The organism is Cupriavidus sp. 01L43 (genome assembly GCF_056399925.1).
Genome location: NZ_JBFTSH010000022.1, coordinates 23,916 through 46,196 on the forward strand (window position 1 = coordinate 23,916; position 22,281 = coordinate 46,196).

Below are 22,281 nucleotides of genomic sequence, written 5' to 3' on the forward strand. Positions count from 1 at the left end.
TGCCGGGGTGTTCTGGTTATTCTGCGGTACTGGCTAGCCCTCGCCGCAAGGCGTCAGGCCTGGTTGCCCTGATCACCCTGATCGCCAGCGCCGGAATCGGGCGCCACGTTGTGCAGGCGGTCGTCCAGACGGATATCGGGCTCGGCCAGCGCGGCGGCCTCTTCGGCCTTGATCGCGGCCAGATGGTCCTTGATCGCGTAGATCAGCTCACGGCAGCCCTCGCCAGTCAGCGCCGAAATGTGGAACACGGGCCCCTTCCACTTGTAGCGCTTGACGAAGTCCTTCATGCGCGTGGCGCGCTCTTCATCCGGCACCACATCGAGCTTGTTCAGCACCAGCCAGCGCGGCTTCTCGTACAGCGTTTCGTCGTACTTCTTCAATTCGTTGACGATGGCACGCGCCTCGGCCACCGGATCGACGTTCTCGTCGAACGGGGCGATGTCCACAATGTGCAGCAAGAGGCCCGTACGCTGCAGGTGGCGCAGGAACTGGTGACCCAGCCCGGCACCTTCGGCGGCGCCTTCGATCAGGCCGGGAATGTCCGCCACCACGAACGATTGCTCGTGGTCCACACGGACCACGCCGAGGTTCGGATGCAGCGTCGTGAACGGATAGTCGGCCACTTTGGGACGCGCGTTCGAGATATGCGAGATGAACGTCGACTTGCCTGCGTTCGGCATGCCGAGCAGGCCCACGTCGGCCAGCACCTTGAGTTCGAGCCGCAGCATGCGGCGCTCGCCGGGCTTGCCGTCGACCTGCTGGCGCGGCGCGCGGTTGGTACTCGACTTGAAGTGGAGGTTGCCCCAGCCGCCCATGCCGCCTTCGGCCAGGCACACGGTCTGGCCGTGCTCGGTCAGGTCGGCGATGACCTCGCCGGTGTCCATGTCCATGATCAGCGTACCGACCGGCATGCGCAGGGTGACGTCCTCGCCGGCAGCGCCGTAGCAATCCGCGCCACGGCCGTTCTCGCCGTTACGGGCCACGTGCTTCTTGGAGTAGCGGTAGTCGATCAGGGTGTTGATATTGCGGTCGGCCTGCGCGAACACGCTGCCGCCCCGCCCGCCGTCACCGCCATCGGGGCCACCGAAGGGCACAAACTTCTCGCGCCGGAACGACGCACTCCCGTTGCCGCCATTGCCGGCAATCGCCTCGATTCGGGCTTCGTCGATGAACTTCATATTGGTCTTCCCAGATGGATCGGGCCGGCTTTATTCATGCCAGAAATGAAAAGGCCCCGCAAGTGTTGCGGGGCCTTCGGGCTGCAAAGGCTGTTATCAGGCCGCCGGAACGACGCTGACTTGCTGCTTCTTGGCAGCGCCCTTGACGGCGAACTGCACGTGACCGTCCACCAGTGCGAACAGGGTGTGGTCCTTGCCGATACCCACGTTATCACCAGCGTGCACGCGGGTGCCGCGTTGGCGAACGATGATGCCGCCGGCGTTGATGGCCTGGCCACCGTACACCTTCACGCCCAGACGCTTCGATTCCGAATCACGGCCGTTCCGCGTGGAACCGCCGCCTTTTTTCTGTGCCATGTCTTAACTCCTGTTTACCTGATTGCGTTGAATACCTGTTGTCCGAGCAATGCTCAGGCAACGATGGCTTCGATGCGCAGTTCGGTGTAATTCTGACGATGGCCCTGGCGCTTCTGGTAGTGCTTGCGACGGCGCATCTTGAAGATCTTCACCTTGTCGTGACGACCCTGGGAGATCACGGTAGCCTTGACGGAAGCCCCGCTCACCAGCGGCGTACCAAACTTGATTTGGTCGCCGGCGCCCACTGCGAGCACCTGGTCCAGCGTGATTTCTGCGCCAATGTCTGCCGGTATCTGTTCTACTTTAAGTTTTTCGCCAGCAGCAACCTTGTATTGCTTGCCGCCGGTTTTTACGACCGCGTACATTGTCGAACCTCTCGATGTGAATGAAACGTTGAATGCTGCCCCGGTATCTCACGGGACCGGCGCCGTTTCGTGCGCCGACTTGCTGCTTTGCCGTCCGGCGGCTCGCCGTATACAGCGCAAACCAACCGAAGGAACCGGCGATTGTAGACCAGTTTTCCGGAAAGCGCAAAGGGCGCGATACGGAAAGGTCAAAGAAAAGCCAACGGAAACAAATACATAGCCTGCCGGAGCGTTGCGCAGCGGCGACTGGCGCACTTCGCGCCGGAATGCGGATCAGATCAGGTCGGCGAGCAGGAACCCGGCAAGGGCGGCAAACGCCACCCACCAGGCGGTGCGGCGGACCTGCCTGCGGGAGGCAGGGGCCTTGTTCATGCCGTCATTATAGATAGGCGCCGCCCCTTCCGGGCCGTTCTGGCCGCATGCAAGCGGCCATGGCGACACCGCGATCGCATATAATCCACCGGTTTTGCGAACCGGTGATTCCATCTTGTCCCAGTCTTCCGCCACTGCCTTGCTTGCCCCGGTCGCTGCCGACATGCGCGCCGTCGATGCCGTCATCCGGCGCCGCCTGTCTTCTGAAGTGCCCCTGATCGAGCAGATCGGCGAATACATCATCGGCGCGGGCGGCAAGCGGCTGCGTCCGGTCATCCTGCTGCTTTCGGCGCGCGCGTTCGGCTACGAGGGCCATCGCCATCACGAACTCGCCGCTGTGGTGGAGTTCATCCACACCGCCACGCTGCTCCACGACGACGTGGTGGACGAATCCGAGTTGCGCCGTGGCCGCCAGACCGCCAACGCGGTGTTCGGCAACGCGGCCAGCGTACTGGTGGGCGACTTCCTCTATTCGCGCGCCTTCCAGATGATGGTCGAGGCCGGCAGCATGCGCATCATGGAGATCCTCTCCAATGCGACCAACGTGATTGCCGAGGGCGAGGTCCTGCAGTTGCTGAACATGCACGACCCGGACGTGACCGTGGAGCGCTACCTCCAGGTGATCCGCTACAAGACCGCCAAGCTGTTCGAAGCCTCGGCCGAACTGGGCGCGGTGCTGGCCGGCGCGGACCCCGCCATGGAAGAAGCCGCGGCCGAGTACGGCCGCCGCATCGGCACGGCATTCCAGCTGATCGACGACATGCTCGACTACACGGCCAGCGCCGAGCAGATGGGCAAGAACGCCGGCGACGACCTGCGCGAGGGCAAGCCCACGCTGCCGCTGCTCCACCTGCTCGAGCACGGCACCGCGGAACAGCGCGAACTCGCGCGCGAGGCCATCGTCCAGGGCGGCACGGAACACTTTGATGCAGTCTTCTCGGCCATCCATGCCAGCGGCGCGCTGGAGGTGACGTTTGCCGCCGCGCAGCGCGAAGCAGAAGCCGCGGAAAAGGCGGCAATGCAATTTCCCCCTTCCCAACTGAAGGAAACGCTGATACACTTGTGTGCTTTCTCGCTGCAACGTCAGTCGTAACAACGCACCGACAAGTCAGCGCGAAAAAACCCTAGCAGTAACAAGAAATCGGGGTGTAGCTTAGCCTGGTAGAGCGCTACGTTCGGGACGTAGAGGCCGGAGGTTCGAATCCTCTCACCCCGACCAGATTTCGATGTCATGCGCCAGCGTGATGTCCACGAAAAAGCCGCACAGCAATGTGCGGCTTTTTTCGTTTCCCGCCCCCCTTCCCCCTCCCCCGCGCAAGTAGGGTTGCGGACGTGTCGCGCAAACGCCAACGCGCCCGCCCCGTCGCTTTACAAAAAGTGACCCCGGCGGCAAACTGCCCCGGTCCGGGACCCTCTGCACCCGATCCCGCCGCAGTCAAACGCGCCGCCGGCCGGCTTCATCCGATCGCGCGCTCATCGCTCGTATTTCGCCATGACATTAGGCCTTGCGCTCGCCCAGAGCCGACGGATCGCCCCCGCGCTACTCGCGCAGCTCGAGCAATCGGCCCGGGAGAAGAAGTCGCAGCTGATTGACGAGATCATCGGCAGCGGCACCATGTCTGCCCACGACGTGGCGATCTTCGCCGCCGACAAGTACCAGCTACCGCTGCTCGACCTGGCCCAGTACAACCTCAATCGCGTGCCGCCCGCGCTGGCCGGCAATCGCGAATTCCACGCCCACCGCCTGCTGCCGCTGGGCCGCCGTGAGAACCGGCTCATCGTGGCGCTGTCCGACCCGACCAACCAGGCCGGCGTGGACGCCATCAAGCAGAAGTTCAACCTGCCGGTGGAAACCGTGGTGGTGGAGCACGACAAGCTGATGAAGCACGTGCGCGCCGCCGGCGAGGCGCTCGGGACGATGAAGAACATCTCGCCCGTGACGCCCACCGCCACCAAGATGATCGAATACGATCCGGTGGCGGCCGCGGCCGGCGTCCGCAAGGGCGGGCCGGGCAACGAGATCGACGACGCCCCCGTGGTGCGCTTCCTCCAGAAGCTGCTGACCGAGGCGTTCCAGCGCGGCGCGTCGGACTTGCACTTCGAACCGTTCGAGTTCTTCTACCGCGTGCGCTTCCGCGTGGACGGCGTGCTGCAGGAAGTGGCACGCCCGCCGCTCGACATCCGCGACAAGGTCGCCACCCGCATCAAGGTGCTGTCGCGCCTGGACATTTCGGAAAAGCGCGTGCCGCAGGACGGCCGCATGAAGCTGCTGCTCTCGCTGCCCAAGGACAAGGACGCCAAGGAGGTCATCGAGAAAGCGATCGACTTCCGGGTCTCCACGCTGCCCACGCTGTTCGGCGAGAAGATCGTGATGCGGATTCTGGAATCCTCGTCCGACAAGCTCGACATCGACCAGCTCGGCTACGAGCCCGCGCAGAAGGCGCTGCTGCTGGAGGTGATCAAGCGGCCGTACGGGATGGTGCTGGTCACCGGCCCCACCGGCAGCGGCAAGACGGTGTCGCTCTATACGTTCCTGAACATGCTGAACCAGGGCGACATCAACATTTCCACGGCGGAGGATCCGGCGGAAATCCAGCTGCCCGGTATCAACCAGGTGAACGTGAACGACAAGGCCGGCCTGACCTTCGCGGCGGCGCTGAAGTCGTTCCTGCGGCAGGATCCGGACATCATCATGGTCGGCGAAATCCGTGACCTGGAAACCGCCGATATTTCGATCAAGGCCGCCCAGACGGGCCACCTGGTGCTCTCCACGCTGCACACCAACGACGCCCCGACCACGCTCACGCGCCTGATGAACATGGGCGTGGCGCCGTTCAACATCGCGTCCTCGGTGCTGATGATCACGGCGCAGCGGCTGGCGCGCCGGCTCTGCACCTGCAAGCGCGCCGGCGATATTCCCAAGCCGGCCCTGCTCGACGCCGGCTTCACCGAGGCCGACACGGACGGCAGCTGGCAGCCCTACCACCCGGTGGGCTGCGAGCGCTGCAACGGCAGCGGCTACAAGGGCCGCTGCGGTATTTATCAGGTCATGCCGATCACGGAAGCGATGCAGCAGATCATTCTGTCGCACGGCACGGCGCTCCAGATCGCCGAGCAGGCGCGTCGGGACGGCGTGCTATCTTTGCGGGAAGCTGGCCTGCTCAAGGTCAAACAGGGCGTCACGTCACTCGAAGAAGTGCTGGCGACCACAAATACGTAAAACAATAGTCAATAGACATTAGTCGGGGGTCAAATCATGGCGACGCGCGCACCAGCGGCGGGCGCCCGGACGGCAGCGCCGTCGCGGGCCAAATCAGGGCGGAAGGCGCCCACGCAGTACATCTTCGAGTGGGAAGCCAAGGACCGGAAGGGCAAGGGCTTCAAGGGCGAGCAACGGGCCGAAAGCCAGGCGGAGGTCGTCGCCACGCTGCGCAAGCAGGGCCTGACCGTCGTCAAGATGAAGAAGCGCAAGGCGGCGCGCGGCAAGAAGATCACCGAGAAGGACATCGCGTACTTCACGCGTCAGCTCTCGACGATGCTCAAGGCCGGTATTCCGCTGCTGCAATCGATCGACATCATCGCGCGCGGCCACGCCAACCCCAACTTCACGCAGCTGCTGGCCGACATCCGCTTCGACATCGAGGCCGGTAGCAGCATGGCCACTGCGTTCCGGCGCCAGCCGAAGTACTTCGACACGCTGTACTGCAACCTGATCGACGCCGGTGAACAGGGCGGTATTCTCGACGCCCTGCTGGAGCGCCTCTCGCTCTACATGGAAAAGACGATCGCGCTGAAGAGCCAGATCAAGTCCGCGATGATCTACCCGATCTCGGTGCTCTGCGTGGCCTTCGCCGTGACCGTGGTGCTGATGCTGTTCGTGATTCCGGCGTTCAAGGGCGTGTTCTCGAGCTTCGGCGCCGCACTGCCCGCGCCGACGATGGTCGTGATCAACATGTCCGACTTCTTCGTCACGTACTGGTATCTGGTGATCGGGATACCGATTGCCTCGATCATCTTCTACCTCCGGGCGCGCAAGACCTCGGAAAAGGTCCAGCGCTGGCACGACAAGGCGCTGCTGAAGCTGCCGATCTTCGGCAGCCTGTTCCGCAAGGCCGTGATCGCCCGCTGGACCCGCACGCTGGCCACGATGTTCGCCGCCGGCACGCCACTGGTGGAGTCGATGGAATCCGTGGCCGGCGCCGCCGGTAACTGGCTGTATTACGATGCCACGCGGGAAATCGAACAGGCCGTGCGGATCGGTACCAGCCTGACCAACGCGATGCAGGCCACGCACGTGTTCGACAACATGGTGCTTCAGATGACGCAGATCGGCGAGGAGTCCGGCGCGCTGGACAACATGCTGCTCAAGGTGGCGGAATTCTACGAGCGCGAGGTCGATGACGCCGTGGCGGCCATCTCCAGCCTGATCGAGCCGCTGATCATCGTGATCCTGGGCGTGCTGATTGGCGGCATGGTGGTGGCGATGTACCTGCCGATCTTCAAGCTGGGCCAGGTGGTGTGACCGATGCAGGCTGTATCCGCGCTTGAAGCCGTGCCGCCGCTGTTCCTGATCGTGGCGGCCGGCCTGCTTGGCCTGCTGGTGGGCAGTTTCCTCAACGTGGTGATCCATCGCCTGCCCCGGATGATGGAATACGACGAGGCCAACTATCTGGCCGAACTACGAGACGAGCCGCTACCCCACCCGGACCGCTACAACCTCATGGTGCCGCGCTCGGCCTGCCCGCACTGCGGCCACCAGATCGCCGCCTGGGAAAACGTGCCGGTGGTCAGCTATCTGTTCCTGCGGGGGAAATGCTCGGCATGCAAGGCGCCGATCAGTGTCCGCTATCCGCTGGTGGAGCTGGCCACGGCCGTGCTGACCGGGCTGGCGATGTGGCATTTCGGCCCGACCGTGCAGGCGCTGGCCGCGATCGTCATGGTCTGGAGCCTGGTCGCGCTGACCATGATCGACGCCGACACCCAGCTGCTGCCAGACCAGATCACGCTGCCCCTGCTCTGGCTCGGGCTGCTGCTGAACCTGAACGGCGCCTTCGCGCCGCTGGCCGATGCCGTGATTGGCGCCGCCGCCGGCTACCTGCTGCTGTGGAGTGTCTATTGGCTGTTCAAGCTCGTGCGCGGCAAGGAAGGCATGGGCTATGGCGATTTCAAGCTGATGGGCGCGCTGGGCGCCTGGTTCGGCTGGCAGGCGCTGCCGGCGCTGGTGCTGCTGTCGTCGGTGGTGGGCGCGGTGTTCGGCATCGTGCTGCTGATTGTGCGGCGCCAGGGCCGCGAGACGCCGTTCCCGTTCGGGCCGTTCATCGCCGGCGCGGGGCTGATCGTGCTGTTCTTTGGCGCCGATGTGCTGCCGCTGGGGCTGACCTTCAGCCGCTGACCGACAGCCGCTGCCCGGAAAGCTGGTATCGTTGGCGCCATTCCTCCACGCTACCGACACGCTTCTCCATGCTGGAAATCGGACTCACGGGCGGCATCGGCTCCGGCAAGACCCGCGTTGCCGACATGTTTGCCGCGCGCGGCGCCGCGCTGATCGACACCGACCTGCTCGCGCATGAGATTACCGCGCCCGGCGGCGCCGCCATCGGCCCGCTGGTGGCGGCGTTCGGCCCGGGCTGCCTGCGCCCGGACGGCGCCATGGACCGCGACGCCATGCGCGCCCTGGTCTTCTCGGACCCCACGGCCAAGGCCACGCTCGAAGGCATCACCCATCCGCTGATCCGCTCGCTGACCGAGTCGCGCGCCGCCGCCGTCCGTGCGGGCGGCCAGCATCCGTATCTGATCTATGTGGTGCCGCTGCTGGTGGAATCCGGCACCTGGCGCGCCCGCGTGGGCCGCGTGCTGGTGGTCGATTGCCAGGAAGAGACGCAGATCGCCCGCGTGATGGCGCGCAACGGCTTCACGCGCGCGCAGGTGCTGGCGATCATGGCCCGGCAGGCCACGCGCGCCGCGCGGCTGGCCGTGGCCGATGATGTGATCGACAACGACGGCCCGCCCGAGGCCCTCGCGCCCCAGGTGGAACGGCTCGACGCCTACTATCGTCAGCACGCCGGCTAGCGTGGCGCGCCCCGAGAACGCCGCACGGGCAGATTGCATTTGTCCTTGAGGCGCGACTCGCATAGAATGCGCTGAACATGCCGGGAAAAGCGTGCTAACTGACGGATTTTCCGAAGTTCCGCCAGACCGCCGACCTCGGGCACTCGATTGAATCTGCCTTTCGGCTTCCGGCCCCTCGGCGCGCAGCACGGATACCTCCCTTGATCCTGTACGAATATCCTTTCAACGAACGCATCAGGACGCTCCTGCGCCTGGAAGACCTGTTCGATCGGCTGGATTATTTCCTCGGGCAGGATCACCCCCAGCAGCATCACGTGGCCATTACGACGATCTTCGAGATCATCGATGTGGCCGGCCGCGCCGACCTCAAGACTGACCTGATCAAGGAACTGGAGCGCCAGCGCCAGGCGCTCTCGCCGCTGCGCGCCAATCCGCAGATCGACCAGGACGCGCTGGCCAACGTCATTGCCGAGATCGAACAGGGCATTACCGCGCTGAACCAGACCGTGGGCAAGGCTGGCCAGCTGCTGGCCGACAACGAGTGGCTCACGAGCATCCGCAGCCGCGCCATCATCCCGGGCGGCACCTGCGAATTCGACCTGCCGGCCTACTTCGCGTGGCAGCACCGCCCCGCCGAGGACCGTCAGGCTGATATCCTCAAGTGGGCGCGCCCGCTCACGTCGCTGCGCATGGGCACGTCGATCGTGCTGCGGCTGCTGCGCGAGTCCGGCCAGAGCGGCAAGGTCATCGCCACGGGCGGCAGCTACCAGCAGATGCTGTCGGGCCGCAGCTACCAGCTGATGCAGGTCTACCTCGACGACTCGCTGCTGGCCTTCATTCCCGAGATGAGCGCCAACAAGTACATGCTCTGGGTCCGTTTCACCCAGCAGGACGGCGACATGCGACCGCGTTCGGTCGATGCCGACATCCCGTTCCTGCTCAAGCTCTGCAATTTCTGAAGTCTTCCCGATGCCAGCCGTCGTCAAATGTCCCACCTGCGGCAAGGATGTGCCGTGGGTGCAGGAAAACAAGTTCCGTCCCTTCTGTTCCGACCGCTGCAAGCAGATCGACCTTGGCGCCTGGGCGGCCGAGAAGTATGTGATTGGCGGCAAGCCCGGCGAGACGCCCTCGGCGGACCTGCCTGAAGAAGAGGAAGACTGAGCGGCGCCCGCCGCGCCCTACCGCGTCGCCAGCACGCGCCGGCAGAACCCCACGCAGACCAGCACGAAGACCGCCAGCCCCAGCCACTCGGCCGTGGTGGCAAACCCTGCGCCGACCAGCGCCAGTGGCGCCTCCTTGCCGGACAGGCCGATGATGGCCGCCAGCGCCACGCCGACCAGACTCTCCCCGACGATCAGCCCCGACGCCAGCAGCGTACCGCGCCGCTCGGCGTGTGCCACCGCCAGCGTCACGTCATCGCCGCGCGCCTCGGCGCGGCGGCGCTCGGCCCGCAGCAGCCACCACGACAGCACCGCGCCCACCACCAGCGCGGAGCTGATGGTCGGCGGCAGGTAGATGCCGATGCCCACCGCCAGCACGGGCAGGCGCGCCACACCGCCCCGGCGGCGCAGCATTTCGTCGATGGCAATCAGCACCACGCCCAGCGCCACGCCGATCAGGATCATGGTCCAGTTGAGCTGGTGCGTGAAAATGCCCGTGGCGATGGCCGTCATCAGCGTGGCCTGCGGCGCCGCGAGCGCCTGGCCGGGGTCCATATCGGCCCGGGGCAGCGTGCCGGCAAAGCCGTACGCGTTGTAGAGCAGTTCCAGCACCGGCGGAATCACCGCCGCGCCCACGGCGCAGCCAATCAGCAGCGCTACCTGCTGGCGCCACGGCGTGGCGCCGACCAGCCAGCCGGTCTTCAGATCCTGGAGGTTGTCGTTGGCGATGGACGCCACCGCCACCACCGCCGACGTCGTGAAGATCGCCAGCGCAATCGCGAACTTGCCGCCCTCCGGCGTGCCCATCAGCCCATCGAGCGTGCCCACGCCGAGGATCAGCAGCGACACCAGGATCACGGCGATGATGCCGATGCCCGAGATCGGGCTGGCAGACGAGCCGACCAGCCCCGCCATATAGCCGCAGGCGGCCGCCACCAGGAAACCGAACACAAAGGCGAACAGCACGGCGCAGGCCACGAGCCGCCACATCGCGCCGTCATCGAGCGGCGACGGGGCGAGGAAATGGCCAAACGTGACCGCCAGCACCGCGAGCAGCACCAGCGTGATGGCGCCGATCCAGACCGCCGGCAGGTCGCGCTGGGTCCGTGGGATCTCGCCGCCCTGCCCGGCACCTTGTCCGGCACTGCTCCCGCGCAGCGCACCCATCGACGCCCGCACGCCCTCGACCATCGGCTTGAACAACGTGGCGAGCGTCCAGATCGCGGCAATCCCGATCGTGCCGGCACCGATAAAGCGTGCCTGCGTACTCCAGACCGAGGTGCCGAAGCTCGCCAGCGTGGCGCCAGCCGGCATCGGCGTGATCGCGGTCAGCCACGGCACGGCCACGCCCCATGTGAGCACGAGGCCCAGCAGCATGGCCAGCCCGCCGACGATGCCGACCAGATACCCGGCACCGACCAGCGCCAGCGAGAACCCCATCGACAGCCGCACCACCGACGCGCCCGCCGCCAGCCACGCATTGGCCCCTTCGGCCAGCACGCGCAGCCCGCCCGCGGCGAAGCTGAACAGCCCCGCCGCCACGCCGCCGGCTAGCAGATCGGCCAGTCCGGTGGCCTGCTTGGCCTCGCCGGGCGCCTCGCTGGCGCTGCCCACGCGCAGGATCTCTGCAGCCGCGACGCCCTCGGGGTACGGCAGGTCGCTCTTTACGACCATCGCGTGACGTAGCGGAATGCTGAAAATCACGCCGAGCATGCCGCCCGCCGCGCAGATCGACAGCGTCTGCCAGAACGGAAATCCCTGCCAGTGGCCGAGCATGACCAGCCCCGGCAGGATGAAGATGATCGACGACAAGGTGCCCGCGGCGGACGCCTGCGTCTGCACCATGTTGTTTTCGAGGATATTGGCGCCCGGAAACAGCCGCAGCACGGCCATCGAAATCACGGCGGCTGGAATGGCGGAGGAGAAGGTCAGGCCGACTTTCAGGCCGAGGTAGATGTTGGACGCGGTGAACACCACGGTGATCAGCGCGCCCAGGATGATGCCGCGCAACGTCAGCTCGGGCAGGGAGATGGCATCGTCGATGCGGTCGACACGTTGCATTGGGCCTCCAGTGTTTGTTGTTCAACTTCTGGTGACGGGGGCGACGGGACTGGCATGCGGCCACTCAGGGCGTGGGGCGCTCCTCTGCGAGCCATGCCACGACGGGGATCGTCGCCGGCAGCAGCGGGCCGACATCGACCGGGGCGTACTGCCACGAGAACGCCTGGCCTTCGCGACCGACCGGCTGGCCAACCCAGTCGGTGACCTTGCAGAAATAGAGCCGCACATAGGCGTGCGGGTAATCATGTTCGAGCGTATGCCAGCGCTCGCTGCGCGTGACGTCGAGGCCGAGTTCCTCGTGCAGCTCGCGCGCCAGCGCGGCCTCGACGGTCTCGCCCGGCTCCAGCTTGCCGCCCGGGAATTCCCAGTAGCCCTCGTACGGCTTGCCCGCCGGGCGCTGCGCCAGCAGGAAGCGGCCATCGGGCCGCACCAGCACGCCGACGGCCACCTCGGTGACCGGGCGCGCCTGGCCGTCCGGGGACACTACCGTGCCGGCGCCGCTCATGCCTGGGGTCCCACGTCGGCCACGAAGGGCTTGCCGTGCTTGCCACCCCAGTCGCGCGCGAACTGCCACGCCACCCGGCCCGAGCGCGAACCGCGCTCCAGCGCCCAGACCAGCGCATCGCCACGCGCGGCGGCAATGTCTTCGGCGCTGCAGCCGAAGTGCCCGAGCCAATGGCCGACGATGGCCAGGTACTCGTCCTGCTTGGGCGGATAGAACGACAGCCACAGCCCGAAGCGCTCGGACAGCGAGATCTTCTCCTCGACCACCTCGCCCGGATGGATTTCGCCATCGGCCGTGTGCTGGTAGGTCTCGTTGTCCTTCATGTACTCGGGCAGCAGGTGGCGGCGGTTGGACGTGGCGTAGATCAGCACGTTGTCCGACTGGGCGGCCACCGAGCCGTCCAGCGCGGACTTCAGCGACTTGTAGCCCGACTCGCCTTCCTCGAACGACAGGTCATCGCAGAAGATCACAAAGCGCTCGGGCCGCTGGGCCAGCTGCTCGACGATATCGCCGAGGTCGCCCAGATCGTCCTTGTCCACCTCCACCAGCCGCAGCCCTTGCTTCACGTACGCGTTCAGGCAGGCCTTGATCAGCGACGACTTGCCGGTACCGCGCGCGCCGGTCAGCAGCACGTTGTTGGCCGGCAGCTTCTGCACGAACTGGCGCGTATTGGCGACGATGGCGTCCTTCTGGCGCTCGATGTTCTTGAGATCATCCAGATAGATCGGCGGAAGCTGCTTGATCGCCTGCAGATAACCGATGTTGCCGAACAGGCTCTGACGCTTGCGCCAGCGGAACGCTACCGCCTCCTGCCAGTCCGCGTCGCTCAGTTGCGGCGGCAGCCATTGTTCCAGTCGGGCGAGAAAGCTATCGAGGCGGGCAGCAAGGTCAGACATGGCAGGGGCGAATTCAGAAAATTACGAACGATAGTCGGCGTTGATCGACACGTAGTCGTGCGAGAGGTCGCAGGTCCACACGGTGGCTTCGGCGTTGCCGCGGCCCAGCGCGATGCGCACGGTGATCTCGGCCTGCTTCATCACGCGCTGGCCGTCTTCCTCGCGGTAGTCGGGGTTGCGGCCGCCGTCGCGGGCCACCCAGACGTCATCGAGCCACAGGTTCACGCGATCGACGTCGAGGTCGTTCACACCGGCATAGCCCACGGCGGCCAGGATGCGGCCCAGATTGGGGTCCGAGGCGTAGAACGCGGTCTTGACCAGCGGCGAATGCGCCACCGCGTAGGCGATCTGGCGGCATTCGGCCACGTTCTTGCCGCTTTCCACGTGAATCGTCATCAGCTTGGTGGCACCCTCGCCATCGCGCACGATCATCTGGGCCAGTTCCTGCGCCAGCGACGTCACGGCGTCGCGCAGCGCGGCGAAGGCCGGGCCGTCGGCGCGGTCGATGGACACGCCAGCCTTGCCCGTGGCGATCAGCACGAACGAGTCATTGGTCGACGTATCGCCATCGATGGTGATGCTGTTGAACGAATGGTCGGCGGCGTGCGAAACCAGTGCCTGGAGCACCGGCTGCGCCACGGCGGCGTCCAGCGCGATGAAGCCGAGCATGGTCGCCATGTTCGGGCGGATCATGCCGGCGCCCTTGCTGATGCCGGACAGCGTGACCGTCTTGCCGTCGATCTGCACCGTGCGCGACGCGGCCTTGGGCTGCGTGTCGGTGGTCATGATCGACTCGGCGGCGGCCAGCCAGTTGTCAGCGCGCGCATTGGCGATGGCAGCCGGCAGCGCGGCGGTCAGGCGATCGACCGGAAGCTGCTCCAGGATCACGCCAGTCGAGAACGGCAGCACCTGGTTGGCGGCGATGCCAAGCTGGGCGGCCAGGGCGTCGCACGTGGCGCGCGCGGCCTTCAGGCCAGGTTCGCCGGTGCCGGCGTTGGCATTGCCGGTGTTGACCACCAGCGCGCGGATGCCCGGGCCCGTGGCGAGGTGCTCGCGGCAAACCTGCACCGGCGCGGCGCAGAAGCGGTTCTGCGTGAACACGCCGGCCACGGTGCTGCCTTCGGCCACGCGGACCACGAGCACATCCTTGCGATTGGCCTTGCGGATGCCCGCCTCGGCCCAACCCAGCTCCACGCCGGCAACGGATTTCAAATTCTCTGCCTGGGGCAGCGGCAGGTTCACGGGCATGTGCGGCTCCTTGGTTGCATCTGACAAATATGCCCGCTTGCGCGGGCATTGTGCGGTCTGTGACTCCCCTCTCCCGGACGATGTCGCGGGAGAGGGAGAGGGTCCCCGGCTCAGCTAAGCTTGCCGTGGCACTGCTTGAACTTCTTGCCCGATCCGCACGGGCACGGATCGTTACGGCCAACCTTCGGCATGCCGGCCACCGCCATGTCCGCGCCCATCGCGGCCATGGCCGCCTGCGCGGTGCCACGGCGCGCCAGCGAGGCGTCCTCGACCGGCTCGGCGCGTTCGGCAAACTCGTCGTGCTTGTACTGCACGTTCTCCAGGTGCGCCAGCCCTTCCTCAATCTGCTCCGAAGCCTGCTCGAGCTGCTCCGGCGACTGGATCTGCACATTGAAGATCACGCGGGTGACTTCGCTCTTGATCACGTCCAGCAGGCGCGCGAACAGTTCGAACGACTCGCGCTTGTACTCCTGCTTCGGGTCCTTCTGCGCATAGCCGCGCAGGTGGATACCCTGGCGCAGGTGGTCCAGCGCGGCCAGATGCTCGCGCCAGTGCGTGTCGATGCTCTGCAGCATGACCGAGCGCTCGAAGCCTGCGAACGACTCCCGGCCCACCTGGTTGACCTTGGCGTCGTAGGTTTCGCGCGCCGTGGTCATCACCAGATTCAGCAGTTCTTCATCCTCGATGCTCTGGGCGCCCTCGATGGTCTTGGCCAGCGGCACATCCAGGCCCCAGTCGTCGCGCAGGCGCGTTTCCAGGCTGGCGATGTCCCACTGTTCTTCCATGGTCTCGGCCGGCACGTGGTCGCGGAACAGCTCCACCAGCACGCTCTCGCGCAGGTTGCCCACCATCTCGCCGACGTCGTTCGATTCCAGCACGTCGTTGCGGAGCTTGTAGATCTCCTTGCGCTGGTCGTTGGCCACGTCGTCGTACTGGAGCAGCTGCTTGCGGATGTCGAAGTTGCGGCCTTCCACCTTGCGCTGCGCCGATTCGATCGAGCGCGTGACGATGCCAGCCTCGATCGGCTCGCCTTCGGGCATCTTCAGCCGTTCCATGATCGCGCGCACGCGGTCGCCGGCGAAGATGCGCAGCAGCTGGTCGTCCAGCGACAGGTAGAAGCGCGACGAACCCGGGTCACCCTGGCGGCCGGCACGGCCACGCAGCTGGTTGTCGATCCGGCGCGACTCATGTCGCTCGGTGCCGACGATATGCAGGCCGCCGGCGGCCTTGACCTGATCGTGCAGCGACTGCCATTCGTCCTTGAGCTGGGCGATGCGGGCGGCCTTGTCGGCGTCCGACAGGCTTGCGTCGATCTCGATGAAGCCGGCCTGCTTCTCCACATTGCCGCCCAGCACGATGTCGGTACCGCGACCGGCCATGTTCGTGGCGATCGTGATCATCTTGGGGCGGCCCGCCTGGGCCACGATCTCGGCTTCGCGCTCGTGCTGCTTGGCGTTCAGCACCTGGTGGGGCAGTTTTTCCTTGTTCAGCAGGTCCGACAGGTACTCGGACGTCTCGATCGACGTCGTGCCCACCAGCACCGGCTGGCCGCGCTCGAAACAGTCGCGGATGTCGCGCACCACAGCGTCGTAGCGTTCCTTCGACGTCTTGTAGATCTGGTCCTGCAGGTCCTTGCGCTGGGCCTGGCGGTTGGTCGGGATCACCACGACCTCGAGGCCGTAGATTTCCTGGAATTCGTACGCTTCCGTGTCCGCCGTACCGGTCATGCCGGCCAGCTTCTCGTACATGCGGAAGTAGTTCTGGAAGGTGATGGTCGCCAGCGTCTGGTTTTCCTGCTGGACCGTCACGCCTTCCTTGGCTTCCACGGCCTGGTGCAGGCCGTCGGACCAGCGGCGGCCCGTCATCAGGCGGCCCGTGAATTCATCGACGATCACCACTTCGTCGTTCTGCACCACGTAGTGCTGGTCGCGGTGGAACAGGCTGTGCGCGCGCAGGGCGGCGTACAGGTGGTGCATCAGCGTGATGTTCTGCGGCGCGTAGAGCGATTCGCCCTCGCCGATCAGGCCCTGCTGGTTCAGGATCTCTTCCGCCTTCTCGTGGCCGGCTTCGGTCAGGTAGACCTGATGGCCCTTCTCGTCGACGTAGTAGTCGCCGGGCGTCTCCACGCCGGTGCCGTCGGCCTTTTCCTCGCCGATCTGGCGCACGAGCAGCTTGGGAATGCCGTTCATGCGCTGGTACAGGTCGGTCTGGTTCTCGGCCTGACCCGAGATGATCAGCGGCGTACGCGCCTCGTCGATCAGGATCGAGTCCACTTCGTCGACGATCGCGTAGTGCAGCGGGCGCTGCACGCGCTGCGACGGGTCGTAGACCATGTTGTCGCGCAGGTAGTCGAAGCCGAACTCGTTGTTCGTGCCGTAGGTGATGTCCGAGTTATAAGCGCGCTGCTTCTCATCATGAGGCATCTGCGAGAGGTTGACCCCCACCGACAGCCCCAGGAAGTTGTACAGGCGGCCCATCCACTCGGCATCGCGCTGGGCCAGGTAGTCGTTCACGGTCACCACGTGCACGCCCTTGCCGGTAATGGCATTGAGGTACACGGCCAGCGTGGCGGTCAGCGTCTTGCCTTCGCCGGTCCGCATTTCGGCGATCTTGTTGTCGTTCAGGACCATGCCGCCGATCAGCTGCACGTCGAAGTGGCGCATCTTCATGACGCGCTTGCTGGCCTCGCGGCAGACGGCAAACGCCTCCGGCAACAGCGCGTCAATCGATTCGCCGCCCGCGTGGCGCTGGCGGAAGGTCTCGGTCATGCCGCGCAGGTCGTCGTCCGAAAGCTGTTCGAATTTCGGCTCCAGCGCGTTGATCTTCACGACCATGCCGCGATATTGTTTGATCAGCCGTTCGTTGCGGCTGCCGAAGACTTTCTTGAGAAGGCCCGTGATCATCGAGTGCTTTCCCCTGCGCGCGCGGCCCGGATACAGCTTGGACGACGGCGAGGAATGGGTGGATTGGCGCAAAACGCCGAGTTTATCATGTGGCGGTGTCGTGGCCGGGACCCAAACAGGCTCCTTCTGCGCTGGCGCAACAGCCGCCAGACCACCTTCGACAGGTTGGGACTCTCCCGCCGCCTTCAATGTTCCGCGCAGTTAGCGGATGGCAGTGCGATCGGTCGGCACGGGCGCCGTGGCAATGGCCGGTGCCGGGGCCGGGTTCGGCGCGGCGGCGGTCAGGAACCCAATCGGGTTACGCGGCACGCCGTTGACGTGGACCTCGAAGTGCAGGTGCGCGCCGGTGGACCGGCCCGTGCTGCCCACGCGCGCCACTTCCTGCCCCGCGCGGACCAGATCGCCCACCTTCACCAGCGACTTCGACGCATGCGCATAGCGGGTCTTGAGCCCGTTGCCATGGTCGATGTCGATCATGTTGCCGTACTCGGGGTGCCACTCGGCCGCCACGACCACCCCGCCGGCCGCCGCGACGATCGGCGTACCAATCGGGGCGACGAAATCCACACCATCGTGCCGGGTGCGCCGGCCCGAGAACGGATCGATGCGGGCGCCGAAGCTCGAGCCATCGTAGCCCACCGCCACCGGCATCACGCTCGGCGTGCGGCGCTCGCGCAGTTGGCGGTCGATGAGTGCCCCTTCGATCACATCGAAGAAATCGACGCGATGGTCGGCCTGCTTGCCGAGCCGGGCCAGTTCGTCGCGCAGGTCGGGCAGGGTCAGCGCGGTGGATCGCTCGACCGCGGCGGGGCCGCCCCGGGCCGGGCGATGGCGGAAGTCGAAGTCCTGCGGCGCGATGCCGGCCAGGCCGGACACGCGCTCGCCGAGCGCATCGAGCCGGACCATCTGGGCCTGGAGTTCGCCGACGCGGGCAGCCAGCACGGCGAGGTTGGCGCGCAGGTAGGCGTTGTCGCGCGCCTGCCCGGAGGCTTCGCCGGCCGGCTGGGCACGGGCGACATACCAGGTGATAGCGGAAGATGCGGCGGCCACGAGCAGGCACAGCACGATGGCAAGCAGCCCGGCGCGCAACGGCGTGAGCTGAAGACGGAACACCCGCGGCGCACGCGGATGCAGCACGATGATTTGCATGACCTACCCCCTTCGCCGACAAAAAGAGGCCGACCGGCCTCGTCGCGCATGCGGGCGGGGCATCCCGGCTCTCGGTGGCCAGGATTGCGCGCTAGAATGCGCGCATGCGCATGTTCACTCACCACGCTCTCCAGACGCCGGTTGCCAAGCCACTCAACGATTGGCTGAACAAGTCCGGGCCGGTTTCGGCGCTCATGCAGACGGCGCGCGAACTGGCGTCACTGGAAGCGGAAGTCCTGTCGCTCCTGCCCCGCGGCCTGCAGGACGGGATCGCCGTGGCCGGTGTCAAACATGACAACCGGGGCCCGCAGGCGGAAGCGACATTGCTGTTGCTGGCCGCGCATGGCGCGGCGGCTGCGCGGGTGCGGCAAGTGGTGCCGACCCTGCTTACCCGGCTGCAACAGCGGGGCTCGCAGGTTACCGCAATCCGGGTACGGGTACAACCGGAGGTCGGGCGGGGGGATTGGGACACCGGTCCGGTCACGCGCCAGCCCCGCACGGCCAACCTGCCGCCGGTGGGGCTGACCAGCATGGATCAACTGGCGCAGAGCCTGGAATCCTCGCCGCTGAAGGAAGCGGTGGAGGCGTTGCTGGCGCGGCATCGCAACCGCTGACGCCGCCGTACTAAATAGAAACGGCCTCCCAAGGGAGGCCGTTGTCGTTTGCGCCGGGGGCGCGGTGCTCAGGCAAACGCCGGCTGCACCTGCGGCAGGAAGGCGGCGGGCGCTTCTTCCAGCTTGTCGAAGGTCACGATTTCGTACGCTTCCTGGTCCGCCAGCAGCGCGCGCAGCAGCTGGTTGTTCAGGCCGTGGCCGGACTTGTTGGCCACGTAGGCGCCAATCAGCGGATGGCCGACCACGTAGAGGTCGCCAATCGCATCGAGGATCTTGTGGCGCACGAACTCGTCGCCGTAGCGCAGTTCCTCATTGTTCAGCATGCGGTGCTCGTCCAGCACGATGGCGTTGTCCAGGCTGCCGCCACGGGCCAGGCCCATTTCGCGCAGCGCTTCCACCTCGTGGGCGAAGCCGAAGGTGCGGGCCCGGGCGATCTCGCGCACGTAGCTCGTGTCAGCGAAATCGATCGAGAACGCCTGGCCGGTCTTGTCGACGGCCGGATGGCGGAAGTCGATCGTGAACGAGAGCTTGAAGCCGAAGTACGGCTCCAGCCGGGCCAGCTTGTCGCCCTCGCGCACTTCCACGGCCTTCTTCACGCGGATGAAACGCTTGGCGGCCGACTGCTCCTCGATCCCCGCCGACTGCAGCAGGAACACGAACGACGCGGCGCTGCCGTCCATGATCGGGATTTCCTCGGCATCCACGTCGACATAGAGATTGTCGATGCCCAGGCCAGCGCAGGCCGACATCAGGTGTTCCACCGTCGAGACGCGCGCGCCGTTCTTCTGGAGCACGGACGCCAGGCGCGTGTCGCCGATGGCGCTGGCGGCCACGGGGATCTCTACCGGTTCCGGCAGATCGACACGGGTGAATACGATGCCTGCATCGACGGGGGCCGGTCGCAGGGTCAGCGTCACTTTGCGACCCGAGTGCAAACCGATGCCAACCGTCTTCACCAGGGATTTGATGGTGCGCTGTTTGAGCATGACAGCCTCAATCTCTTAGGTGGCCCACATTATAAAAAGCTATTGGGCACAAATTTTAATAACGCCATACTACCACCGCTTGGTGTATTGCGCCGCACCACTTTGTGTCGGGTTGTTAACCAGTGTTACCAAAGTCGGCCAGACATCACTCCGGCCGAGCCAATCCGTGTCAGGCGCGCAACGCCTCAAGAACGGCATCGGCGCTGCTGACCTTGAATTCGCCGGGGGCTTCCACGAACAGGTGGGTGACCACGCCGTCGTCCAGCACCATCGCGTAGCGCTTGGCGCGCACGCCCAGGCCGCGCTGGCTCAGGTCCTGGTCCAGCCCGAGGGCCTTGGCCCATTGTGCAGCGCCGTCGGCCATCATGCGGACTTTGCCGCCGGTCTGCTGCTCACGGCCCCAGGCGCCCATCACGAAGGCGTCGTTGACCGCGTGGCACCAGATCTCGTCCACGCCAGCCGCCCGGAACTGGTCGGCTTGCTCGACGAAACCGGGCACGTGCTTGGCGGAGCAGGTCGGCGTGAACGCGCCGGGCAGGCCGAACACGACGATGCGGCGGCCCTTGACCAGGTCGGCCACCGGGAAGGCATTGGGTCCGAGCGCGCAACCGCCGGTCTCGGTTTCGAAGAATTCGTACAGGGTGGCGTCGGGGACGCGCTGGCCAACACTGATCATGGGGGCGATTTCCTAAAGGCCGAAAAAGACGAAAGTCCGGGCTGGTGAAAACCCTGACTGCAATCATAGGCCACAAAAACGACTGCGCGGCGCACCGGTTCGGCACGCCGCGCGGACGACGAGGCATCCCGCCGCGGGAAGGCGGGAACAGTCCGGGGAGGCGGCCGAAGGCACGCCTGTCCCGGCAACGGGATGCGGGCGGAGACAGTGCCGACGCGGGCGCGGCGCAGCCGGGCGCGCTGACGGGCTACGTCAGTCCTGGCGAATGCCGAGCGGATAGGGAGCGCTCAGGCTTCGCGGATCAGACCACGTGCAACCCGCCAGGCGCACGGCCGCAGCCGCCGCCCTGCCGGTAGCCAACTCAGTCCGCCTGCTTGCGCAGGAAGGCCGGGATGTCGTACGTGTCCACACCCTTTTCCTGCAGCGCCGCCACGTGAGCCGATGCCGACTCACGCGAGCTGCGCCACACGGCCGGCGTATCCAGGCCGCTGTAGTCCGGCGAGGCATGCGCCGGGGCAGCGGTCATGCCGCCCATCATCTGCATCGGGATGTTGTCCGTGCCGGTCTTCAGCAGCGTCATCGGCTGCTGCTTCTTGGCCGAACGGCCCAGGCCCGTGGCCACCACGGTCACGCGCAGTGCGTCGCCCATCGAATCGTCGTACACCGTACCGAAGATCACCGTGGCATCTTCCGCGGCGTAGCTGCGGATGGTGTTCATGACTTCCTTGGTTTCCGATAGCTTCAGCGAGCGGCTGGCCGTGATGTTGACCAGCACGCCGCGCGCGCCGGACAGGTCCACGCCTTCCAACAACGGGCTGGCGACGGCCTGCTCGGCAGCCAGGCGGGCGCGGTCCACGCCGGACACGGTCGCCGTGCCCATCATGGCCTTGCCCTGCTCGCCCATCACCGTCTTCACGTCTTCGAAGTCGACGTTCACGAGGCCGTCAACGTTGATGATCTCGGCAATGCCGGCCACCGCGTTGTGCAGCACGTCGTCGGCGCACTGGAAGCACTTGTCCATCTCGGCGTCGTCGCCCATCACCTCGAACAGCTTCTCGTTGAGCACCACGATCAGCGAGTCCACCGACGACTCCAGTTCGCCCGAGCCATGTTCAGCCACCTTGGCGCGACGTGCGCCTTCGAAGTCGAACGGCTTGCTGACCACACCCACGGTCAGGATGCCCATTTCCTTGGCCACCTGCGCCACGATCGGGGCGGCGCCGGTACCGGTGCCACCGCCCATGCCGGCAGTGATGAAGACCATGTGCGCACCGCGCAGGGAATCGGCGATCTGCTCGCGCGCCTGTTCGGCGCAGTTGCGACCCACCTCCGGCTTGGCGCCGGCGCCCAGACCCGTATTACCGAGTTGCAGCACGCGCGACGCCGTGGAGCGCTTGAGCGCCTGGGCATCGGTGTTCATGCAGATGAATTCCACGCCCTGCACGCCACGGCTGATCATGTGCTGCACGGCGTTGCCGCCCGCACCGCCCACACCCACCACCTTGATGATGGTGCCGTCCTGCATCTCCGATTCGATCATGTCAAAGTCCATCACTGCCTCCGTGAAAAATCAGTCCCCAAACGCTGCAGCCTCCCCGCCGCAGCCCTTGGTTCCTGAACAAGAAACCAAAATAGAAGAAGAAAACCTGCTCAACGTGCCATCGCGCGATTCGATGACCGCGACGCATGGCTGACTCGTAAAACGTTTAAAAAAATCCCTAAAACAACCTGACCACGTCCAG

At 65.9% G+C, this 22,281-nt stretch carries 22 protein-coding genes and 1 tRNA gene; 10 read left to right on the forward strand and 13 right to left on the reverse strand.

The genetic code is table 11. From position 1 onward, the window contains the following. Positions 1-53: 53 nt before the first annotated feature. From cgtA to AC1DP9_RS25825, 4 genes are all read right to left on the reverse strand, one after another. On the reverse strand, positions 54-1,178 hold the full coding sequence (cgtA, locus tag AC1DP9_RS25810) for an Obg family GTPase CgtA (RefSeq protein ID WP_477108880.1): 1,125 nt from the start codon (positions 1,176-1,178) through the stop codon (positions 54-56). Positions 1,179-1,274: 96 nt separating this feature from the next. Continuing rightward, entirely contained in the window at positions 1,275-1,535 is a 261-nt protein-coding gene (gene rpmA, locus AC1DP9_RS25815; protein ID WP_061955320.1) for a 50S ribosomal protein L27, read from the reverse strand. 53 nt (positions 1,536-1,588) lie between these two features. Further along, positions 1,589-1,900: a 50S ribosomal protein L21 gene (gene rplU / locus AC1DP9_RS25820; RefSeq protein WP_006576525.1), complete on the reverse strand. Its 312-nt coding sequence runs from the start codon at positions 1,898-1,900 to the stop codon at positions 1,589-1,591. A gap of 273 nt (positions 1,901-2,173) precedes the next feature. Next, the gene (locus AC1DP9_RS25825; RefSeq protein WP_143093927.1) at positions 2,174-2,458 is read right to left on the reverse strand and encodes a hypothetical protein; all 285 of its coding nucleotides are present in this window, start codon (positions 2,456-2,458) and stop codon (positions 2,174-2,176) included. On the opposite strand from AC1DP9_RS25825, the gene ispB reads away from it, so the two are divergent. From ispB to AC1DP9_RS25865, 8 genes are all read left to right on the forward strand, one after another. Continuing rightward, positions 2,436-3,365, forward strand: a complete 930-nt coding sequence (gene ispB / locus AC1DP9_RS25830; RefSeq protein WP_092298617.1) for an octaprenyl diphosphate synthase — start codon at positions 2,436-2,438, stop codon at positions 3,363-3,365. The two genes, AC1DP9_RS25825 and ispB, sit on opposite strands and share 23 nt — an antisense overlap. A 49-nt stretch (positions 3,366-3,414) precedes the next feature. Then, a tRNA-Pro gene (locus tag AC1DP9_RS25835) sits at positions 3,415-3,491 on the forward strand. A gap of 273 nt (positions 3,492-3,764) precedes the next feature. Next, positions 3,765-5,492: a type IV-A pilus assembly ATPase PilB gene (gene pilB / locus AC1DP9_RS25840; protein WP_477108881.1), complete on the forward strand. Its 1,728-nt coding sequence runs from the start codon at positions 3,765-3,767 to the stop codon at positions 5,490-5,492. 36 nt (positions 5,493-5,528) lie between these two features. Beyond that, positions 5,529-6,794, forward strand: coding sequence for a type II secretion system F family protein (locus AC1DP9_RS25845; protein ID WP_477108882.1), 1,266 nt, complete (start codon positions 5,529-5,531; stop codon positions 6,792-6,794). 3 nt (positions 6,795-6,797) lie between these two features. Beyond that, positions 6,798-7,664 carry a prepilin peptidase gene (locus AC1DP9_RS25850; RefSeq protein WP_477108883.1) on the forward strand — a complete coding sequence of 289 codons (867 nt, stop codon included), beginning with the start codon at positions 6,798-6,800 and terminating at the stop codon, positions 7,662-7,664. 68 nt (positions 7,665-7,732) lie between these two features. Continuing rightward, positions 7,733-8,341, forward strand: a complete 609-nt coding sequence (gene coaE / locus AC1DP9_RS25855; protein ID WP_092298605.1) for a dephospho-CoA kinase — start codon at positions 7,733-7,735, stop codon at positions 8,339-8,341. A 200-nt stretch (positions 8,342-8,541) separates the two neighbouring features. Further along, positions 8,542-9,300: a cell division protein ZapD gene (gene zapD / locus AC1DP9_RS25860; RefSeq protein WP_092298602.1), complete on the forward strand. Its 759-nt coding sequence runs from the start codon at positions 8,542-8,544 to the stop codon at positions 9,298-9,300. A gap of 10 nt (positions 9,301-9,310) precedes the next feature. Then, entirely contained in the window at positions 9,311-9,502 is a 192-nt protein-coding gene (locus tag AC1DP9_RS25865) for a DNA gyrase inhibitor YacG (protein WP_092298599.1), read from the forward strand. A 17-nt stretch (positions 9,503-9,519) separates the two neighbouring features. Here the strand turns inward: AC1DP9_RS25865 and AC1DP9_RS25870 are convergent, their stop codons facing one another. The 6 genes from AC1DP9_RS25870 to AC1DP9_RS25895 all read right to left on the reverse strand — a co-directional run bounded on the left by AC1DP9_RS25870 (position 9,520) and on the right by AC1DP9_RS25895 (position 18,263). Beyond that, positions 9,520-11,562 (reverse strand): OPT family oligopeptide transporter, encoded by a 2,043-nt coding sequence (locus AC1DP9_RS25870; protein WP_477108884.1) that lies wholly within the window; start codon positions 11,560-11,562, stop codon positions 9,520-9,522. Between the two features lie 64 nt (positions 11,563-11,626). Beyond that, positions 11,627-12,067: an NUDIX domain-containing protein gene (locus tag AC1DP9_RS25875; protein WP_092298593.1), complete on the reverse strand. Its 441-nt coding sequence runs from the start codon at positions 12,065-12,067 to the stop codon at positions 11,627-11,629. Continuing rightward, positions 12,064-12,963, reverse strand: a complete 900-nt coding sequence (locus AC1DP9_RS25880) for an ATP-binding protein (protein WP_092298590.1) — start codon at positions 12,961-12,963, stop codon at positions 12,064-12,066. The genes AC1DP9_RS25875 and AC1DP9_RS25880 overlap by 4 nt, the downstream gene beginning before the upstream one ends. Positions 12,964-12,984: 21 nt before the next feature. Next, on the reverse strand, positions 12,985-14,211 hold the full coding sequence (argJ, locus tag AC1DP9_RS25885; RefSeq protein ID WP_477108885.1) for a bifunctional glutamate N-acetyltransferase/amino-acid acetyltransferase ArgJ: 1,227 nt from the start codon (positions 14,209-14,211) through the stop codon (positions 12,985-12,987). Between the two features lie 110 nt (positions 14,212-14,321). Then, positions 14,322-17,114, reverse strand: a complete 2,793-nt coding sequence (gene secA / locus AC1DP9_RS25890) for a preprotein translocase subunit SecA (RefSeq protein WP_092298583.1) — start codon at positions 17,112-17,114, stop codon at positions 14,322-14,324. A gap of 201 nt (positions 17,115-17,315) precedes the next feature. After that, positions 17,316-18,263: a M23 family metallopeptidase gene (locus AC1DP9_RS25895; protein WP_477108886.1), complete on the reverse strand. Its 948-nt coding sequence runs from the start codon at positions 18,261-18,263 to the stop codon at positions 17,316-17,318. Between the two features lie 104 nt (positions 18,264-18,367). On the opposite strand from AC1DP9_RS25895, the gene AC1DP9_RS25900 reads away from it, so the two are divergent. After that, a complete protein-coding gene (locus AC1DP9_RS25900; RefSeq protein ID WP_092298577.1) occupies positions 18,368-18,877 on the forward strand; it encodes a DciA family protein in 510 nt (169 codons plus the stop codon). Between the two features lie 68 nt (positions 18,878-18,945). On the opposite strand, the gene lpxC is transcribed toward AC1DP9_RS25900, so the two are convergent. From lpxC to ftsZ, 3 genes are all read right to left on the reverse strand, one after another. Then, positions 18,946-19,863, reverse strand: a complete 918-nt coding sequence (gene lpxC / locus AC1DP9_RS25905) for a UDP-3-O-acyl-N-acetylglucosamine deacetylase (protein ID WP_092298574.1) — start codon at positions 19,861-19,863, stop codon at positions 18,946-18,948. 169 nt (positions 19,864-20,032) lie between these two features. Then, a complete protein-coding gene (locus AC1DP9_RS25910; RefSeq protein ID WP_477108887.1) occupies positions 20,033-20,539 on the reverse strand; it encodes a redoxin family protein in 507 nt (168 codons plus the stop codon). Positions 20,540-20,900: 361 nt separating this feature from the next. Further along, the gene (gene ftsZ, locus AC1DP9_RS25915; protein WP_092298568.1) at positions 20,901-22,091 is read right to left on the reverse strand and encodes a cell division protein FtsZ; all 1,191 of its coding nucleotides are present in this window, start codon (positions 22,089-22,091) and stop codon (positions 20,901-20,903) included. On the opposite strand from ftsZ, the gene AC1DP9_RS25920 reads away from it, so the two are divergent. Next, a complete protein-coding gene (locus tag AC1DP9_RS25920) occupies positions 22,078-22,233 on the forward strand; it encodes a hypothetical protein (RefSeq protein ID WP_177219980.1) in 156 nt (51 codons plus the stop codon). The two genes, ftsZ and AC1DP9_RS25920, sit on opposite strands and share 14 nt — an antisense overlap. Positions 22,234-22,281: the final 48 nt, after the last annotated feature.

Coding starts and splice junctions, on each gene's coding strand:
- rplU (WP_006576525.1), bottom strand. CDS start 1,900: ATGTACGCGGTCGTAAAAACCGGCGGCAAGCAATACAAGGTTGCTGCT.
- AC1DP9_RS25850 (WP_477108883.1), top strand. CDS start 6,798: ATGCAGGCTGTATCCGCGCTTGAAGCCGTGCCGCCGCTGTTCCTGATC.
- AC1DP9_RS25920 (WP_177219980.1), top strand. CDS start 22,078: ATGTCAAAGTCCATCACTGCCTCCGTGAAAAATCAGTCCCCAAACGCT.
- argJ (WP_477108885.1), bottom strand. CDS start 14,211: ATGCCCGTGAACCTGCCGCTGCCCCAGGCAGAGAATTTGAAATCCGTT.
- ftsZ (WP_092298568.1), bottom strand. CDS start 22,091: ATGGACTTTGACATGATCGAATCGGAGATGCAGGACGGCACCATCATC.
- lpxC (WP_092298574.1), bottom strand. CDS start 19,863: ATGCTCAAACAGCGCACCATCAAATCCCTGGTGAAGACGGTTGGCATC.
- AC1DP9_RS25825 (WP_143093927.1), bottom strand. CDS start 2,458: ATGACGGCATCGACGGCGCGCATGTCGGCAGCGACCGGGGCAAGCAAG.
- AC1DP9_RS25895 (WP_477108886.1), bottom strand. CDS start 18,263: ATGCAAATCATCGTGCTGCATCCGCGTGCGCCGCGGGTGTTCCGTCTT.
- cgtA (WP_477108880.1), bottom strand. CDS start 1,178: ATGAAGTTCATCGACGAAGCCCGAATCGAGGCGATTGCCGGCAATGGC.
- AC1DP9_RS25910 (WP_477108887.1), bottom strand. CDS start 20,539: ATGATCAGTGTTGGCCAGCGCGTCCCCGACGCCACCCTGTACGAATTC.
- secA (WP_092298583.1), bottom strand. CDS start 17,114: ATGATCACGGGCCTTCTCAAGAAAGTCTTCGGCAGCCGCAACGAACGG.
- ispB (WP_092298617.1), top strand. CDS start 2,436: ATGCGCGCCGTCGATGCCGTCATCCGGCGCCGCCTGTCTTCTGAAGTG.
- AC1DP9_RS25845 (WP_477108882.1), top strand. CDS start 5,529: ATGGCGACGCGCGCACCAGCGGCGGGCGCCCGGACGGCAGCGCCGTCG.
- coaE (WP_092298605.1), top strand. CDS start 7,733: ATGCTGGAAATCGGACTCACGGGCGGCATCGGCTCCGGCAAGACCCGC.
- pilB (WP_477108881.1), top strand. CDS start 3,765: ATGACATTAGGCCTTGCGCTCGCCCAGAGCCGACGGATCGCCCCCGCG.
- AC1DP9_RS25880 (WP_092298590.1), bottom strand. CDS start 12,963: ATGTCTGACCTTGCTGCCCGCCTCGATAGCTTTCTCGCCCGACTGGAA.
- AC1DP9_RS25875 (WP_092298593.1), bottom strand. CDS start 12,067: ATGAGCGGCGCCGGCACGGTAGTGTCCCCGGACGGCCAGGCGCGCCCG.
- AC1DP9_RS25900 (WP_092298577.1), top strand. CDS start 18,368: ATGCGCATGTTCACTCACCACGCTCTCCAGACGCCGGTTGCCAAGCCA.
- AC1DP9_RS25870 (WP_477108884.1), bottom strand. CDS start 11,562: ATGCAACGTGTCGACCGCATCGACGATGCCATCTCCCTGCCCGAGCTG.
- rpmA (WP_061955320.1), bottom strand. CDS start 1,535: ATGGCACAGAAAAAAGGCGGCGGTTCCACGCGGAACGGCCGTGATTCG.
- AC1DP9_RS25865 (WP_092298599.1), top strand. CDS start 9,311: ATGCCAGCCGTCGTCAAATGTCCCACCTGCGGCAAGGATGTGCCGTGG.